We start from the raw sequence: 17,564 nt of genomic DNA, 5'->3' as shown, positions 1-17,564 counted from the left end.
GATCGCGAACGACGCGAGGAACGGGGGCGGCCGGTGTCCAGGCTGACGGGGTGGTGGGTCGGCCGCAGCAGCGCGGCCAAGGTCGAGCTGTACACCCGGTGGACCTTCCACTTCTTCGCGCTGCTGGAGATCGCCGCCATCGGCGGCGTGCCGCTCGCGCAGAAGGAACGCAGCCCTCTCGGTCTGCCCCTCGCACTCGCCCTCGGGCTGCTGGTCTGCGTGCACGCCGTCCTGACCGCCGTGCTCAGCTCGCGGGCGCTCGACTGGATCGCGGGCCGGCGCGAGCGGCCCGTCCGGCCGGCGACGGCGGTCGTGGCCCTCACCGCGGCCGGCGCGCTGACGGCGATCGTGCTGCGCGCCACGGGTGTCCTCGCCGACGGATCGGTCGCCGCGAGCATCGTCACCGGCACGATCACCTTCAGCTTGGGCGCCCTGGTCCTGTGCATGGACCGGGTCCGGCACATGCTGTACGTGGCCCCGCTCGCCGCGCTCACCACCGGCGCCGTGGTCGCCGTGATGGGCATCGGCCCGGCGGAGGCCGCCGGCTACGCGGTCGGCATCCTGTTCAGCGGCGGGGGACTCGTGGCCGCGTGCGGATTCTCCGGCTGGCTGATGAAGGTGGTCTGGGAACTGGAGCGGTCCAGGGAGCTGAAGGCCCGCCTCGCCGTCGCCGAGGAGCGGCTCCGCTTCGGGCGCGACCTCCACGACGTCATGGGCCGCAACCTCTCGGTGATCGCGCTGAAGAGCGAACTCGCCGTCCAGCTCGCCCGCCGCGAACGCCCCGAGGCCGTGGACCAGATGATCGAGGTGCAGCGCATCGCCCGGGAGTCCCAGCGGGAGGTCCGCGATGTCGTGCGCGGCTACCGGGAGGCCGATCTGCGGGTCGAGCTGGAGGGCGCGCGCGGAGTGCTGAACGCCGCCGGGATCACCTGCGCGGTGGACTCGGTGGAGCTGGAGCTGCCGGCCGAGGTGCGGTCGGCACTCGGCTGGGTGGTCCGGGAGACCACGACGAACGTCCTGCGGCACGGCGACCCGTCGCGCTGCACGATCACCCTGCGGGGAGAGGAGGGTTCGGTGCTGCTCACCGTCGAGAACGACGGCGTGAAGGACGGCGTCGAGGACGGGGGGCGCGAGGTGCCGGGGCCACGGGTCGGCGGCTCCGGGCTCGCCGGGCTGCGGGAGCGGCTCTCGGCGGTGGCCGGCTCCTTGGAGGCGGGTCCGGCGGAAGGCGGCACGTTCCGCGTGCGGGCGCGGGTTCCGCTTCCCGGGACCGGCTCGGTGTCCGGGGCCACCGCTTCGGTGTCCGGGGCCGGGACCGCTGAGGGGTCCGGGGCCGATGATGGGGCCGGTTCGGGTTCCGGTTCCGGTGCCGGTCTCGTCTCCGCGCGCCCGCCGGCCGAGAGGGAGGCGTCGTGACCGTACGGGTCCTGCTCGCCGACGACGAGCATCTGATCCGGGGCGCGCTCGCCGCCCTGCTCGCCCTGGAGGACGACCTCGTGGTCGTCGCCCAGGCCGCCAGCGGTCCCGAGGCCCTGGCCATGGTCCGCGCGCACCGGCCCGATGTCGCGGTCCTCGATCTGGAGATGCCGGGCGCCGACGGTGTGAAGGTCGCCACATCCGTACGGGACGAGGTGCCCGAGTGCCGGACCATGATCGTGACCGGTCACGGCCGTCCCGGGCATCTCAAGCGGGCCCTCGCCGCCGGGGTGCGGGGCTTCGTCCCGAAGACCGTCAGCGCCCAGCGGCTGGCGGAGATCATTCGTACCGTGCACGCCGGAAACCGTTACGTGGACCCGGAGTTGGCGGCCGACGCGATCTCCGCCGGGGACTCCCCGCTGACCGCGCGGGAGGCCGAGGTCCTGGAGCTCGCGGCGGACGGGGCGCCGGTCGCGGAGATCGCCGAGCGGGCCTCGCTCTCGCAGGGGACCGTCCGGAACTACCTCTCCTCGGCCGCCACGAAGCTGGGTGCCGAGAACCGTCATACGGCGGTGCGTCTCGCGCGGGAGAAAGGTTGGGTATAGTTGGCTCCGCGCTACGGCGCATGCGGACGTGGCTCAGTTGGTAGAGCATCACCTTGCCAAGGTGAGGGTCGCGAGTTCGAATCTCGTCGTCCGCTCCATAAGAGGAAGCCCCCGGTCGATCCGACCGGGGGCTTCCTCGCGTTCCGGCACCGGCGTGCCGGTCAGTGCCAGGGGGTGCCGGTGAGCAGCTCGTACGCCTCCAGGTACTTCGCCCGGGTCGCGTCGACGATCTCCTGCGGCAGGGCGGGCGGCGGGCGCTCGCTCGTGCGGTCCCAGCCGGAGGCGGCCGAGGTCAGCCAGTCACGGACGAACTGCTTGTCGTACGACGGCTGGGCGCGGCCCGGCTCCCAGCTCGCGGCCGGCCAGAAGCGGGACGAGTCCGGGGTCAGCACCTCGTCGGCGATGACGAGCCGGTCGCCGTGCGGGGTGGACTCGAAGCCGAACTCGAACTTGGTGTCGGCCAGGATGATGCCGCGCTCGCGGGCGATGTCGCGGGCCCGGCTGTAGACGGCGAGGGTCAGCTGCCGCAGATGGGCCGCCGTCTCCGCGCCGACCTGGCGGGCGACCTCCTCGTAGCTCACGTTCTCGTCGTGCTCGCCGACGGCGGCCTTGGTGGCCGGCGTGAAGATGGGGGCGGGCAGCTCGGAGCCGTCGCTCAGCCCCTCGGGCAGTGCGAGGCCGCAGACCGTACGCGACTCCTTGTACTCGACGAGCCCCGACCCGGTCAGATAGCCGCGGGCCACGCACTCGACGGGGACCATCCGCAGCGACTTGCAGACGAGCGTGCGGCCCGCCCAGTCGGCGGGGGCACCCGCCGGCAGGTCGGTCGACACGACGTGGTGGGGGGCGAGGTCGGACAGCTGATCGAACCACCAGAGCGAGAGCTGGGTCAGGACCCGGCCCTTGTCGGGGATCTCGGTGGGCAGGACCCAGTCGTACGCGGACATACGGTCGCTGGCCACCATGACGAGGTCGCCGGCCTCGTTCTGGTAGAGGTCACGCACCTTGCCCGTGTGGAGGTGGGTCAGGCCCGGGACCTGAACAGGCTCGGGCTTTTCTACAAATCCGGACACGGTTCCTCCGCGTAGGTTGATCCAGGAGCGCTTCGATTCTCTCGCATCCTGGCGTGGGGGCGTCGCCCGGCCCCGCCCCCGGCCTGTCGTTCTTCGCTCAGTCCCGCTTGCAGATGCGGTCCAGGAGGTTCGCGGTGGCGCGCTGGATCCGTGGATCGACATGGCCCGGCCGGTCCAGGGCGGGCGACCAGGCGAACGTGCCGGAGGCGAAGACCCAGGCGCCGGACGGGGACCGGTAGAGGGAGGTCTCCTGGTGGCGCAGCGCCCCTTCGCTGTCCTGGTAGGGCGAGTGGGCGAGGAGGATCCGGCCGTCGTGCTCGGGCAGCGCGGTGCGCGGGAAGTAGCGGTCCGCCTCGCCGGCGACCAGGCCCTGGATCTCGTCGCCGTCGCCCGCGCCGGTGGACTCCCAGAGCCAGTGGTCCGCGTTCCGGACGACCAGGGGGTGCGGTTCGGGCACCCTGCCCGCGTACAGCAGGCCGAGCAGCTGCTGCTCCGAGCGGTCGACCTCGCGCCAGAGAGCCGGACGGCCGGGACCGCGGCGCTTGCGGCAGGTCAGCAGCCGGTCGGGGACGCCCGACGGGGAGGGGCCCAGCTCGACCTGCCAGTACATGGTGTTGGCGGAGAGGAAGACGAGCGACGTGCCCTGGTCGCGGGCGAGTTCGACCGTCTTGCGCATCGGCACGGACCAGTACTCGTCGTGGCCGGGGAAGACCAGGCCGCGGTATCGGGTGGGGTCGACGCGGCCGGCGTGCAGGTCACGGGTCTCGGCGTACGCGAGGTCGTAGCCGTACCGCTCGGCCCAGCGAATGAAGTCGTAGGCGTGCCCCACGTGCAGGGGCAGGCCGGCCCCCGCGTAGGGGCGGTCGAAGGAGACGGTGACCGCCGCGTCCTCCTCGCCGAGCAGACGGCCCTGCTCGTCCCACGCGTGGTAGAGGCTGGCGCCCGTCCGGCCGTCCTCGGGGTAGAGGTTGTACGCCTGCCAGGTCACGTCCGGAAGGACGAGGAGAAGGTCGGCGGGATGGTCGTCGCGGACGGTGAAGGGGATGTGGGAGCGGTAGCCGTCGGCGGTGGTGAGGACGGCGACGTACGCGCCGATCGACCAGAAGGACGGGATCTGGAGGCGCCAGGACTGCCACCAGTGGTGGCAGGAGACGGTCCGGTCGGCGGTGAGCGGGGCCGGCTGGACGATGCCGGAGAGCCGCGGACTGGTGGTGATCTTGGTGGCACCCTCGCCGGCGTAATGACCGATGCGGTAGATGTCGACCGAGAACTGCTGCGGCGGGTCCACGGTGATGTGGAAATCGATCGCCTCGCCGGGCGCGACCGCTCCGCTCGACGTGAAGCCCTTGATCTGGCGGTGCACGTCGTCGGCCGTACGCGGACCGCCGCTGCCGCCGCGGGCGAGGGTCGCGTCGGCATACCAGGGGACGACGTGGCCGGTGTCGTCGAAGTAGTTCTCCGACCCGCGCAGCCAGGGCAGAGGGCCCTGTCCGAACGGGTCCGTGACGGCATGGGCGAGTGCGCCCGATTCCCACCGCCTGATCTGCTCCGCCCCCATGACGCGCCCCTCCCTCGACTCCCCCGTGTCGTGTGCAGTGCCGTGTGCTCGTTCCGTACCGGCCGCCGCCCAGGCTCTGCCTCGGCGGCTCTGTCATGTGCTGCTGTCAGTGCCGGTCCCCAGCACATCACATAACGCACGCACTCCGTCACCGTTCGTCGCGAATTGACGTGAACGGAAGGCGGGCTTCCGGGTTTTACGGCTCCGGGCTCGCCGTCTCCCGTCCCCGGACGGGCCGTCCGGGCCCGCCCCGGTCCACGACTGCCGGGGTCGACTGCCGGGGTCGAATGCCGAGGTCGAATGCCGAGGTCGACCGCCGGGGTCGCATGCCGGCTCGGCGTCACACGAGGCGCACCGGCTTCTCGGGTCGGACACCGGTCTTCGTGAGCCAGACGCGCAGGGGCTCCGCGTCCCCGTCCTCGACGAGGGCGAGGACGCGGGCGGCCAGGTCCGTGCTGCGGGCCCCGCCCACCAGCAACGCGGGGCCGTCGAGCCAGTCCAGGCCGGGGGCGGCGCCGGCGGTGTCCACGGCGGCGCAGCAGACCATCGCCGTCACGTGGTCGGCGAGCAGGTCCCGCCCGGTCCTGGGCGGCTGGAGCGGGAAGAGCGGCAGCTGGTCGTCGGCCTCGCTCCCGCCCAGCGCCGCGGCGTGGGGCCCGGGGACGGGCGCGGCGGGCTTGGCGGCCTCCTCACGGGCCACATGGGCGGTCAGAGCGGCGGCGAGGGAGTCGGCGGCGGCGTTCACCCGGGGCGGGACCTCGGGAAGAGGGTCGGAGAAGTCGTCGTGGAGCGCTTCGGGGAGTGCTCCCGGCTGGACCTCGGGGCGGACCTCGGGGCGGACCTCGGCGGGGGCGTCGGGGCGGGCCTCGGCGGGGGCCTCGTCCGGGAGGGCCGGCCCGGTCGTCACGGCGTCCGGGAAGGCCGGCTCGGCGGGAGCGCCCGCGGAGGGTGCCTCGGCGGCGGCGCCCGTGGAGGCGTCGAGGGCGCCGGGGCGGGCCTGACGCGCCGGCACCGACAGGTGGGACATCACCCGGGTCAGGGTCGGCCCGTCGGCGGCCGAGCGGCCGGCGGTCCCCGAGGGCCGTACGCCCAGCTCGTCGAGCACCTGGTGGAGGCGGGCCGCGTCCGCGCGCCACTTGCGGTCCACGACCTCCTCCGGATACTGGCTCCACTCCACCGGGGACCAGTCGGGGCCGGGCTCGGCCGGGCCGCCGTGGAAGAGCCGGGCGGCGAGCAGCGAGGCCGCCTCGTCCACCGCGCCGGGCTCCTCCAGCAGGTCGCAGGCGGGGCGCTCACCGAGCCGGGTGGTGAATCCCTCCGCGAGCCGGTCGCGGCGGGACAGCTCGGTCAGGGCCGCGACCACACCGACGTCGAGGCTCGTCGGCCAGCGGCCCATCCGCCAGGCGGGCAGCGCCACCCGGGTCAGCAGCCGGTCCCAGCCGGCGTAGGCGAGGCCGACCTGTTCCTGGGCGACGATCCGGACGCCGTAGTCGACCTCCTGGGCGCGCTCGGAGCCCGCCGCGGCGACGCCCCGTTCCATCTCCGCGGCGTGCCCGCGACAGCTGCGCAGCAGCAGCCGGGCGACGCGCCCGACCCCGTGGGCGCCGAGCCGGCGGAACGGGTCGAGTCCGGGGGTCCGGGGTGAGGCGACGGCGGCGTCCAGTCCCTGCACGAAGCGGCGGGCGGCGGCTATGTCCGGCTGCGCGGCCGGAGCCGTACCGGCGACGACGGGGGCGAGGACCGCGCGCAGCTCGCCGACGCGCATCCACCAGAGGAAGGGGGAGCCGATGACGAGGACGGGCGCGTCGGAGGAGCGCCGCAGCCCGGCCCTGCGGTCGTGCGCCGGATGCGTACGGTCCTCCAGCCAGCTGTCGCAGTCCGGCGTCAGGGCTATCGCGGAGGGGGCGGGGACCCCGAGCCGGTCGGCGAGGTCCCGGACCATCCGGTAGAGATCGGGGGCCGCTGTCTCGGCGAGCTCGACGGTCGGGGTGACGGCCGGCCGGGCTCGGGCGACGACCAGGGCGACGGCCGCCGCCGCGAGGAGGACGACGAGCGCGAGGACGGTCACCACCCAGCGGGCGGTGTCCCAGCCGGGGCCGGTGAAGTGGCCGGTGACACCCCCGGCGTACAGGACCACGGCCGCGGCGGCGGGGAGCAGCGCGACGGCGAGGGCCCTGCCGCGGACGCGGAGTACGGCGAGGGCCCGGGAGCGCGCGGCGCGCGCACCCATCTCCTCGCCGACAACGGAACCGGTACCGGACACGCCGTACATCACCCCCTCCTGCCGTCGTCGGGACTGCCTGTGGCGGTGTTGCTCACTCCCCCACTGTGGCACCCGGCACCGACATCGCAATGCCGGTGGGCCAAGTGCCGGAACGCCTTCGCCGCACCCTAGTTGGGGCTGTGGCGGGCGTCATCCGGATGGCCCAGCCGTCACTCGATGGAATGGCTTTGGGTAAAGGTGATGACGGTGCGGCGTGCTGGGGGGTTCACTCCCCCAGCACGCGCGGGGGTCACTCCCCGGCGGCCTTACGCGCGATGTCCGTCCGGTGCTGGGAACCGTCCAGACGGATCCGGCCGACCGCCGCGTACGCCCGTTCGCGTGCCTGCGCGAGGTCCTTGCCGGTCGCGGTGACCGACAGGACGCGGCCGCCGGCGCTCACGATCGCGTCGCCGTCCCGCTTCGTGCCGGCGTGCAGCACATACGCGTGCGGCGCGTCCTGCGCCGCGATCTCGTCGAGGCCCTCGATCGGGTCGCCCGTCCGCGGAGTGCCGGGGTAGTTGTGCGAGGCGACGACCACGGTCACGGCGGCGTCGTCGCGCCAGGTGAGCGGCGGCTCGCTGTCGAGAGTGCCGTTGGCGGCGTTCAGCAGGACGCCCGCCAGCGGGGTCTTGAGCCGGGCGAGGACGACCTGGGTCTCCGGGTCGCCGAAGCGGGCGTTGAACTCGATGACCCGTACGCCACGGCCGGTGATCGCCAGTCCCGCGTACAGCAGGCCCTGGAACGGCGTTCCCCGGCGGCGCAGTTCGTCCACCGTGGGCTGCAGGACGGTGGCCATGACCTCGTCCACCAGCTTGGGGTCGGCCCACGGCAGCGGGGAGTACGCGCCCATGCCGCCGGTGTTCGGGCCCTCGTCGCCGTCGAGCGCGCGCTTGAAGTCCTGCGCGGGAGTGAGCGGGAGGACGGTGAAGCCGTCGGTGATCGCGAAGAGGGAGACCTCGGGGCCGTCCAGGAACTCCTCGATGACCACGCGGCCGCAGGCGAGCGCGTGCGCGCGGGCCTCCTCGAGGTCGTCGGTGACGACGACGCCCTTTCCGGCGGCGAGACCGTCGTCCTTGACGACGTACGGAGCGCCGAAGGCGTCCAGCGCCTCGTCGATCTCCTCGGGGGTGGTGCAGACGTAGCTGCGGGCGGTCGGGACGTTGGCCCCGGCCATCACGTCCTTGGCGAACGCCTTGGAGCCCTCCAGCTGAGCCGCTTCCTCGGACGGGCCGAAGCAGGGGATGCCGGCGGCGCGGACGGCGTCGGCGACACCGGCGACGAGCGGTGCCTCCGGGCCGACGACGACCAGCTCCGCCTGGAGGTCGGTGGCCAGCCGGGCGACGGCTTGGCCGTCCAGCTGGTCGACGGGGTGCAGCTCGGCGACCTCCGCGATTCCGGCGTTGCCGGGCGCGCAGTGCAGAGCGGTGACGACGGGATCGAGGGAGAGAGAGCGGCACAGGGCGTGTTCGCGGGCGCCGCCGCCGATGACGAGGACCTTCACACCGGTCAGGGTAGCCCGCGGGGCGGGATGCCCCTTGTGCGGGCCACCGAGCGAGACGCTCCTACTCGTTCGTGTATTCCTCCAGGACCGTGGCTCCGAGCTCGCGCACGATCAGGTCGTGGCCGGAGAGCGCGGAGTCGACGAGATCCGGATCGTCCTCCTCCGGGACGTCGTCCTCGGGTGCGACGGGCCGCGGCGCGGGCGGCGCCTGCCGTGCCGACGGGGCGGCGGACGCGGCTCCTCCGGGGGCCGACGGGCCCTGCGGCGCGGGAGCCGGGGCGTGCTGCGGGGGCGCCGAGGGCGGCGCGTACTGCTGCTGCGGGGGCTGCTGCTGGTAGGGCTGGGGTGCGGACGCCGGGGGCGGGGAGGCGGGGCGCCCGCCGCCGAAGTTGGTCGCGGCGGGCGGGGGCGCGACCCCGCCCGAGGGGTCGATGATCGCCTCGATCTTCCACTGGACGTTGAACTGCTCGGCCAGCGCCTGCTTGAGGACGTCCTCACTGCCGCTGCTCGCGAAGTTGTCGCGGGCTCCGGCGTTGAGGAAGCCGAGCTGGAGGGTGGTGCCGTCGAAGCCGGCGACCTGGGCGTTCTGGCTGAGCAGGATCCAGGTGAAGCGGCGGCGGTTCTTGACGGCCTCCAGGATCGACGGCCACATGTTCCGCACCTGGGCGGCACCCTGGGCCATCTCCCCGGAGGCGGCGGCCGGCGCGGGCGTGGAGACCTGGGGCGTGCCGCCGGACGCCTGCGGTGCGGCGGCGGGCGAGGACGCGGAGGGGGCCGGTGAGGAGGCGCCGGGCCAGGCGCCGGGCGCACCGGGCCGGGCGGCCCCGGGCCAGGCACCCGGCCGGGGCGCCTCGGCGGCAGGCGCGGGGGCGGCCGGTGCGGGGGCGGCGGGAGGCGGCGCGGGCTGCGCGGGTGCGGGGGACTGGGGAGCCGGAGCCTGGTGGACCGGAGCCGGGGCCTGGTGAGAGGCAGGTGCGGGTGCTTCCTGAACCGGCGCGTGGAGGTCGGGAGCCGGGGCGTACCCCATGGCCGGAGCGGGCGAGGTCGTCGTGAAGACGGCCGCGGGCGCGGCCGCGGCACCCCGCTCCAGCCGGTCGAGCCGGGCCTGGACCGACCGCTCGTCGTCGAAGGCGGCGGGCAGCAGCACGCGCGCGCAGATCAGCTCCAGCTGGAGCCGGGGCGAGGTCGCACCGCGCATCTCGGTCAACCCGGTGTTGACCAGGTCGGCGGCCCTGCTCAGCTCGGCGGCGCCGAAGACGGACGCCTGGGCCTGCATACGCTCGACGACGTCGACGGGGGCGTCGATGAGCCCCTTGTCGGCCGCGTCCGGCACGGCGGCCAGGATCACCAGGTCGCGCAGCCGCTCCAGCAGGTCGGCCACGAAACGGCGGGGATCGTTCCCGCCCTCCACGACCCGGTCGACGACCTCGAACGCGGCGGCGCCGTCCCCGGCCGCGAAGGCGTCGACCACGGAGTCGAGCAGCGACCCGTCCGTATAGCCGAGGAGCGAGGTCGCCATGGCGTATGTCACACCGTCGTCCGCGGCGCCGGCCAGCAGCTGGTCCATCACGGACATCGAGTCACGCACGGACCCGGCACCGGCCCGCACGACGAGCGGAAGGACCCCGTCCTCGACCGGGATGCCCTCGTGCCCGCAGACCTCGCCGAGATACTCCCGCAGGGTGCCGGGCGGCACGAGCCGGAAGGGGTAGTGGTGCGTCCGCGACCGGATGGTCCCGATGACCTTCTCGGGCTCGGTGGTCGCGAAGATGAACTTGAGGTGCTCCGGCGGCTCCTCGACCACCTTCAGCAGGGCGTTGAAGCCCGCCGAGGTGACCATGTGCGCCTCGTCGATGATGTAGATCTTGTACCGGCTCGACGCCGGCCCGAAGAACGCCTTTTCCCGCAGGTCACGGGCGTCGTCCACACCACCGTGCGAAGCCGCGTCGATCTCGATGACATCGATCGAGCCGGGGCCGTTCCGTGCCAGGTCACGGCAGGACTGGCACTCCCCGCACGGGGTGGGCGTGGGCCCCTGCTCACAGTTCAGACAGCGCGCGAGGATCCGCGCGCTGGTCGTCTTTCCACAGCCGCGGGGCCCGCTGAACAGGTACGCGTGATTGACCCGATTGTTCCGCAGGGCCTGCTGCAACGGGTCGGTGACATGCTCCTGCCCGATGACCTCGGCGAACGACTCGGGGCGATAACGGCGGTACAGCGCGAGAGACGACACGTATACGAGGTTATAGGCGCCCACCGACAACGCGGGCCGCCGGAAACGCAAGCGCCCCTCACGCACCCGCCAGAGCCGACCTACCCTTGCTGCCTTCCGGCCCTGGGGGAGTTCAGTCAGATAGCGCCACGTGAGGGGCTGCGCCCAGGGTACCCGATCCCGAGCCCCCCGCGGCCCCCCGGTCGCCGACGGCCACCCCGCGACACCCTCCGGGGAGAGCTCCTGTGGATCAGGTTCGCGAGCACTCCCCAACGTCTTGTATTGTTTGCCGCGGAGGATTCGCCTAGTGGCCTAGGGCGCACGCTTGGAAAGCGTGTTGGGGGCAACCCCTCACGAGTTCGAATCTCGTATCCTCCGCCAGTGCCTCACCGGGCACGATGTCGAAGGGCCCCGCAGCTTGCTGCGGGGCCCTTCTTCGTTGACGCTCTCCGCCGCCCGGGCCCGACCGCCGCGGGCGGGCGGCGGTCGGCCCCGGGCGGGTGCCCGGGTGGTGGGGTCAGGCGCCGACGTAGGCCGCCAGGTGTTCGCCGGTGAGGGTGGAGCGGCCGTCCACGAGATCGGCCGGCGTGCCCTCGAAGACGACCAGGCCGCCGTCGTGTCCCGCGCCCGGGCCGAGGTCGATGATCCAGTCCGCGTGGGCCATGACCGCCTGGTGGTGCTCGATGACGATGACCGACTTGCCGGCGTCGACCAGCCGGTCCAGCAGACCGAGCAACTGCTCGACGTCCGCGAGGTGGAGGCCGGTGGTCGGCTCGTCCAGGACGTAGACGCCGCCCTTGTCCCCCATGTGCGTGGCCAGCTTCAGCCGCTGCCGCTCGCCGCCCGAGAGCGTGGTGAGCGGCTGGCCGAGGCTGAGATAGCCGAGCCCGACGTCCGCGAGCCGGTCGAGGATGCGGTGCGCGGCAGGGGTGTGCGCCTCGCCCGAGCCGAAGAACTCCTCGGCCTCGGTCACCGACATCGCCAGCACCTCGCTGATGTCACGCCCGCCGAGCCGGTACTCCAGCACCGACGCCTGGTAGCGCTTGCCCTCGCAGTCCTCACACGTCGTCGCGACACCGGCCATCATCGCCAGGTCCGTATAGATGACACCCGCGCCGTTGCAGGTCGGGCAGGCCCCTTCGGAGTTGGCGCTGAAGAGAGCCGGCTTCACGCCGTTGACCTTGGCGAACGCCTTGCGGATCGGCTCCAGCAGGCCGGTGTACGTCGCCGGATTGCTCCGCCGCGAACCACGGATCGGGCTCTGGTCGATCGATACCACCCCCTCGCCGGCCGCCTCCGCCTGCCGGGGCAGCGACCCGTGCAGCAGCGAGCTCTTGCCCGACCCCGCGACGCCCGTGACGACGGTCAGCACACCGAGCGGGATGTCCACGTCGACGTTCCGCAGGTTGTTCGCCGACGCCCCGCGGATCTCCAGCGCGCCCGTGGGCTTGCGGACCGACTCCTTGAGCACGGCCCGGTCGTCCAGATGGCGGCCGGTGATCGTGCCACTGGCCCGCAGACCTTCCAGCGTGCCCTCGAAGCAGACCGTGCCACCCGCCGTTCCCGCGCCAGGCCCCAAGTCCACGACGTGGTCGGCGATCGCGATCGCCTCCGGCTTGTGCTCGACGACCAGGACCGTGTTGCCCTTGTCCCGCAGCCGCAGCAGCAGGTCGTTCATCCGCTGGATGTCGTGCGGGTGCAGACCGATCGTCGGCTCGTCGAAGACGTACGTGACGTCCGTGAGCGACGACCCGAGGTGCCGGATCATCTTCACGCGCTGCGCCTCACCGCCCGACAGCGTGCCCGCCGGCCGGTCGAGCGCGAGGTAGCCGAGGCCGATCTCCACGAACGAGTCGAGGGTCTGCTGCAGCGCGGCGAGCAGCGGCGCCACCGACGGCTCCTTCAGGCCGCGGACCCACTCCGCCAGGTCCCGGATCTCCATCGCGCAGGCGTCGGCGATGCTGATCCGCTTGATCTTCGACGACCGCGCCCCCTCGCTGAGCCGGGTGCCGTCGCACTCCGGGCACGTGGTGAAGGTGACCGCCCGCTCCACGAACGCCCGGATGTGCGGCTGCATCGCCTCCTTGTCCTTGGACAGGAACGACTTCTGGATCTTGGGGATCAGCCCTTCGTAGGTGAGGTTGACGCCATTGACCTTCACCTTGGTCGGCTCGCGGTAGAGGAAGTCCTGCATCTCCTTCTTCGTGAACCGACGGATCGGCTTGTTCGGGTCGAGGAAGCCCGACTCGGCGTAGATCCCCACCGTCCACACGTTGTCCGACTTCCAGCCGGGGATGGTGAACGCGCCCTCCGCGATCGACTTGGAGTCGTCGTACAGCTGCGTGAGGTCGATGTCGGAGACCGAGCCCCGCCCCTCGCAGCGCGTGCACATGCCGCCGGTGCGCTCGTACGTCGCCTTCTCGGCCTTGGTCTTGTCGCCCCGCTGCACGGTGATCGCGCCGCTGGCCCGGACCGAGGCGGTGTTGAAGGAGTACGCGCTCGGCGGGCCGATGTGCGGCTTGCCGAGCCGGCTGAAGAGGATGCGGAGCATCGCGTTGGCGTCGGTCGCGGTACCGACGGTGGACCGCGGGTCGGCCCCCAGCCGCTGCTGGTCGACGATGATCGCCGTCGTCAGCCCGTCGAGCACGTCCACCTCGGGGCGCGCCTGGGTCGGCATGAAGCCCTGGACGAAGGTGCTGTACGTCTCGTTGATCAGCCGCTGCGACTCGGCGGCGATCGTGTTGAACACGAGCGAGCTCTTGCCCGAGCCGGAGACCCCGGTGAAGACCGTCAGCCGGCGCTTCGGGATCTCGATGCTGACGTCCTTGAGGTTGTTCTCGCGCGCCCCGTGCACGCGGATCAGATCGTGGCTGTCGGCGAAGTGCGGCGCAGGCGACTGCGTATCCGTCCTCTGGGCCTTGCTCATCGTGTTTCCCTCCGTTGGGCGGAAGCCGCGGGCGCGGTCTCCGTCGGCGTCGCCTGGCTCGATCCGACCAGCTGCGAGCAGTATGTGCGGTTTGCGTATGTTGTCGCGGGGCGCGGCACGGCTTGTGGGGCCGGGTCTCACGCTAGGCGGGGGGCGGGGGGTGGCGCTTCTCGAATACTGACGGGGTGGGGGGTGGGGGGCGGGAGCCGAGCCCGGAGGGGGCGGGGCCGGGGGTGCGGGGCCCTGGGGGGCGGGGTGCGGCGGGGCCGGTCACCGTCGGCCCCGAACGGGTCGACGGACGTCACGCGGAACCTCACCGGCCACCCCCATACCCGGCCCCCCTGCGTACGGGCTGGCTGGACGTTACTGCGGAGGCTGTGCCGCGGGCCAGGCATGCCCGGGGGGCGACGGCGGGGGTTTTCGGCTAGTTCACCGCTTCGAGCGACGTGCGGGGGCAGAGACGTTCCGCCCGCGCGTGCGCCCAGTGATCGTCGGAATACTTTCCGTCACGCCCAGGTGGGCGCTCTCATCTCTGGAGGAATCGTGCGGAAGTTGGCGACGGTGGCGGTGGCGGTGGGGTTGTTCGTCGGGGGGATGGGGGCCGCGGTGGCGGATGGGTGGCGAACAATGCCGCATCTGTCCAGTGGTGGTGTTCAGTTCGCCCAAGGGAAGTCCAAGTGGGAACCCAAGGGGCAAAACCACGGAGGGCTCCACTTCACCGGACGGCTGGGTGATACCGACCCCGACGACGGGCACAACGTCTATTTGGACACGAGGGTCGAGGGCTACAGCTGGAAGCGCTTCAGGGGGGTACAGAAGCGCAGCATCTACCTGGACAAGGTGATCTACGACGGTGCCGTCCAGCAGACGGGACAAGCGTGGCTCCGCGCTTGTCGCGATCGAGGCTCCCTGCGCCCTGACAACTGCTCGGACCACGTGTACTACGAGCGAAGCACCCGCTAATTTGCTGGTCACGGAGGCCGCCGACGCGGCCTCCGTGCGCAAAAGGAGATCGCATCATCATGGACGCCATTCTCTGCGCTGAAGGCGTGGATCTCTTCTATGGAGCGCACCAGGCCGTCAGCAGTGCGGACTTCGCTCTTCAATCGGGCGAGGTGGCCGCCATCATGGGCAGCAGCGGGTCGGGGAAATCCTCGCTGTTGTACTGCCTGGCAGGGGTACTCGCCCCGACGTGCGGCAGCGTTTCCTTCGACGGTATCGCCTTTGCGACGCTTGACGACGACGAACTGAGCACCCTGCGGCGGGAACGCTTCGGTTTTGTCTTCCAGTACGGCGAACTGCTTCCCGAACTGACCGCCGAGGAGAACGCCGCCCTGCCATTGCGGCTTGCCGGCCAACGCAAGGCACCAGCGCTTGCGGCGGCCGGGGAGGTGCTGGGGCGACTTGGCATGACCGATCTGTTGCAGCGCCGTACGTCACAGCTCTCGGGTGGGCAGAGCCAACGTGTGGCGGTTGCGAGGGCTCTCGTCCACCGGCCGGCGGTGGTCTTCGCCGATGAGCCGACGGGCGCACTGGACAGTGCCAACGCCGCGGCAGTGTTGGAGGAGTTCTTGCGGCTGGCACGCGATCAGGGCACCGCCGTGGTGATCGTCACTCACGATGCGGCCGTCGCCTCACACGCCGACGCGCGTTACACGATGACCGACGGGATCCTGGCGCGTGAGGGAGCCTCATGAACCCGTTCTTCTTGGGGCTGCGCCTCTTGTGGGGCGGCGGTCGCCAGGGACGTGCTCGCTTCGCTCTCATGACGTTCGGCTGCTCACTGGGAGTGGCCTGCCTTGCCGCCGTCCTCACGATCCCCGGGATTCTTGCAGCGCACGACGCGCGAACCATCCCTCGCGAGCCGCAGTCGGCCGAGATGGACGACAGAAGTCCTAACACTGGCCTCGTTTACCTCAGCCATGAGGACGCTTACGGAGCGCAGCGCCTGCGACGCGTGTTCCTCGCGGGTCCGATCTCCGACTCGACGCCGGTTCCACCCGGCGTAAGTCGACTCCCGGCCGCCGGCGAAGTCGTCGTCTCCCCCCGCCTCGAAGAGGTACTGACGGAGCACCCTGACCTGGCGGGACTGCTACCGGGCACGGTGACCGGAACTATTGGGCCGGCGGGGCTTACCGGCCCCGACGAGTTGTACGCCTATATCGGCACCACCACTGATCAGCTGGCGGACGCCAGTCCACTGCATCATTTCGGTGGCCGATACCCAAGATTCAACGCAGTGGAAGAGTCCACGCTCGATATCTTGCGATTCACGCTCTCCTGCGTCGTACTGCTGCCCCTGGCGGTGTTTCTCTCCGTCTGTGCACGTCTCTCCGCAGAGTCACGGGCGAGGAGGCTGGCCTCGCTTCGCCTCGTCGGGTTGAGTGTCAAGAACACGATTCGGGTCAATGCCGCAGAGACTGTCACAGCAGCCTTCCTTGGAGCCTTCGTGGGGGTGGGCATCTACATCACCGCCAACGAGATCATGGCTCGGATCGGGCTGCCGGGCCTCCACTGGTATCCCTCCGACGGACACCCGACTGTCTCGACTCTCTCCTTCTGCCTGATGGGCAGCCCCGCCCTCGCCTGGTTCGTCGGACGGCATCACGCCCGCCAGGCAGCTCTCACCCCCCTCAACGTGCGCCGTAGCGCGGTGGGCAGACCACCCAATAGGTACGGCACCTTGCTCCTTGTTCCAGGCCTCGGAGTCATCGGCGGGTACTGCGTCCTCAGCGTCCTTGGCAAGGATCCCTCCGGAGGGTCAGCCAACTCACTCCTCGTACCCGGTGCCGTCCTCCTGACGGGAGCGGGCCTTGTTTTCGGACTCGCTCCTGCGACCTCATGGCTGGCTAGCCGTCTGGCTCGCACCGCACGTTCGCTTCCGCTAGCTCTCGCGATGCGCCGGATGGAAGTCGAGCCAGGGAGCTCTCTGCGAGTCGTGACTGGCCTTGTCCTGCTGGTCTATGCGACGTCGCTCACCCAGGGCGTCCTCGTCGAACTCAGTCAAGTCAGCCGTAACACCTCCCCCGTCCAAACCTATCGCCTTTCGCTAGCTGAGCTCTCCCCGCAACAGCGCGAAAGCATCGTGAGGGTGGAGGGGGTTCGGAGTCATTCCGTCGTAACGCGATCCTGGACGCCAAATAGCGAAGCATTCGGTCCAACGATCTACGCCGCCATCGGTAGCTGCGCCCAGTATGCAAGTTTCACCAAGTCGGTATCCGGCTGCGTCGATGGAAAAGTCCTCAGGCTGAGTCACGCCAATCTCTCGGAAGAACAGAATTCGAAGCCTCTCCTTTCCTATCCTTTCCTGCTGCAAAGTGGCAGGAAGTTCACAGTCACAGTCCCGAAGCAGGCCGCAGTCGTCCACAACCACCAGTTAGCTGGAATCAGTCCGGACGTGCTCGTTCCGCCCTCCCATCTCCCGCCCGGAGCCATCTTGGCGGACAGCGACCTCAACCTCCTCAGCAGCTCAGAACCCGAAACTGTCCGCAGGGTCCTCGACGGCGTCGGAGCCATCGCCCCCACCGCCAGAGTCCAACCCGTCGGCATCCACATCGAAGCCCTCCAGCAACTCACCGTCATCCGCAGCCTCCTCGCCGCCGGGATGGTCCTCGGGCTCGTCATCAGCGTCGCCGCCTTCGTCGTGTCCGTCGCCGATCGGGCCATGGAGCGGCGGAGTCAGGTCACCGCTCTCGTGTTACTCGGAGCGCGGGCGGGGACGTTGCGGGCGGCGCAGTGTGTGCAGGTTCTGGTGCCGTTGGGGGTCGGGTTGGGGGCCGCCGTGGTCACCGGGTGGCTGGCCGAGTCGAGTTATCTGATCACCGGGGGCGGGGCCGTGCACTGGGACTGGAGTGGGCTGCCGTTGCTCCTGGCCTGCACGCTGGGGGTGCTGGTCGTCGCCGGGGTCGCGTCGTTGCCGCTCGTGCGGCGGCATGTCGACCCGGAGCACATTCGGCGCGACTGAACCGATGAGTTCCGTCGGCGGGCCCGGTCGAACTCGTAGAGGATCA

The 17,564-nt window shown here is 71.3% G+C and carries 11 protein-coding genes, 2 tRNA genes and 1 other RNA gene; 7 read left to right on the top strand and 7 right to left on the bottom strand.

All coding sequences use genetic code 11. From position 1 onward, the window contains the following. Positions 1–33 precede the first annotated feature (33 nt). The 3 genes from AB0K65_RS02725 to AB0K65_RS02715 all read left to right on the top strand — a co-directional run bounded on the left by AB0K65_RS02725 (position 34) and on the right by AB0K65_RS02715 (position 2,119). On the top strand, positions 34–1,416 hold the full coding sequence (locus tag AB0K65_RS02725; RefSeq protein WP_365713541.1) for a histidine kinase: 1,383 nt from the start codon (positions 34–36) through the stop codon (positions 1,414–1,416). After that, entirely contained in the window at positions 1,413–2,021 is a 609-nt protein-coding gene (locus AB0K65_RS02720) for a response regulator transcription factor (protein ID WP_365713539.1), read from the top strand. The genes AB0K65_RS02725 and AB0K65_RS02720 overlap by 4 nt, the downstream gene beginning before the upstream one ends. A 22-nt stretch (positions 2,022–2,043) precedes the next feature. Further along, positions 2,044–2,119, top strand: a tRNA-Gly gene (locus AB0K65_RS02715). 63 nt (positions 2,120–2,182) lie between these two features. Here the strand turns inward: AB0K65_RS02715 and AB0K65_RS02710 are convergent. The 6 genes from AB0K65_RS02710 to ffs form a co-directional block, all read right to left on the bottom strand. Next, entirely contained in the window at positions 2,183–3,094 is a 912-nt protein-coding gene (locus AB0K65_RS02710; protein WP_365713537.1) for a phosphoribosylaminoimidazolesuccinocarboxamide synthase, read from the bottom strand. A 97-nt stretch (positions 3,095–3,191) separates the two neighbouring features. Beyond that, positions 3,192–4,652: a N,N-dimethylformamidase beta subunit family domain-containing protein gene (locus tag AB0K65_RS02705; protein ID WP_365713535.1), complete on the bottom strand. Its 1,461-nt coding sequence runs from the start codon at positions 4,650–4,652 to the stop codon at positions 3,192–3,194. 340 nt (positions 4,653–4,992) lie between these two features. Further along, positions 4,993–6,924 (bottom strand): hypothetical protein, encoded by a 1,932-nt coding sequence (locus AB0K65_RS02700; RefSeq protein ID WP_365713533.1) that lies wholly within the window; start codon positions 6,922–6,924, stop codon positions 4,993–4,995. Between the two features lie 241 nt (positions 6,925–7,165). Continuing rightward, on the bottom strand, positions 7,166–8,416 hold the full coding sequence (gene purD / locus AB0K65_RS02695) for a phosphoribosylamine--glycine ligase (protein WP_365713531.1): 1,251 nt from the start codon (positions 8,414–8,416) through the stop codon (positions 7,166–7,168). A 61-nt stretch (positions 8,417–8,477) separates the two neighbouring features. Beyond that, the gene (locus AB0K65_RS02690; RefSeq protein WP_365713529.1) at positions 8,478–10,649 is read right to left on the bottom strand and encodes a DNA polymerase III subunit gamma and tau; all 2,172 of its coding nucleotides are present in this window, start codon (positions 10,647–10,649) and stop codon (positions 8,478–8,480) included. Positions 10,650–10,693: 44 nt separating this feature from the next. After that, an RNA gene (ffs, locus tag AB0K65_RS02685) (signal recognition particle sRNA small type) lies at positions 10,694–10,792 on the bottom strand. Between the two features lie 129 nt (positions 10,793–10,921). Here ffs and AB0K65_RS02680 point away from each other — a divergent pair. Continuing rightward, positions 10,922–11,009 (top strand) — tRNA-Ser (locus tag AB0K65_RS02680). A gap of 136 nt (positions 11,010–11,145) precedes the next feature. Here AB0K65_RS02680 and AB0K65_RS02675 read toward each other — a convergent pair. Beyond that, on the bottom strand, positions 11,146–13,554 hold the full coding sequence (locus tag AB0K65_RS02675; protein WP_365713527.1) for an excinuclease ABC subunit UvrA: 2,409 nt from the start codon (positions 13,552–13,554) through the stop codon (positions 11,146–11,148). A 765-nt stretch (positions 13,555–14,319) separates the two neighbouring features. Between AB0K65_RS02675 and AB0K65_RS02670 the strand changes: the two genes are divergently transcribed. From AB0K65_RS02670 to AB0K65_RS02660, 3 genes are read left to right on the top strand one after another with little or no spacing between them, the layout of a single operon-like run. Continuing rightward, the gene (locus AB0K65_RS02670) at positions 14,320–14,517 is read left to right on the top strand and encodes a hypothetical protein (protein ID WP_365713525.1); all 198 of its coding nucleotides are present in this window, start codon (positions 14,320–14,322) and stop codon (positions 14,515–14,517) included. A 59-nt stretch (positions 14,518–14,576) separates the two neighbouring features. Then, positions 14,577–15,251: an ABC transporter ATP-binding protein gene (locus AB0K65_RS02665; protein ID WP_365713523.1), complete on the top strand. Its 675-nt coding sequence runs from the start codon at positions 14,577–14,579 to the stop codon at positions 15,249–15,251. Beyond that, positions 15,248–17,518, top strand: coding sequence for an ABC transporter permease (locus tag AB0K65_RS02660; RefSeq protein ID WP_365713521.1), 2,271 nt, complete (start codon positions 15,248–15,250; stop codon positions 17,516–17,518). The genes AB0K65_RS02665 and AB0K65_RS02660 overlap by 4 nt, the downstream gene beginning before the upstream one ends. The last annotated feature ends 46 nt before the right edge of the window (positions 17,519–17,564 follow it).

This window comes from Streptomyces sp. NPDC053755 (assembly GCF_040677675.1).
Classification (GTDB): Bacteria; Actinomycetota; Actinomycetes; order Streptomycetales; family Streptomycetaceae; genus Streptomyces.
This window is presented reverse-complemented; position numbering and strand designations above follow the sequence as displayed.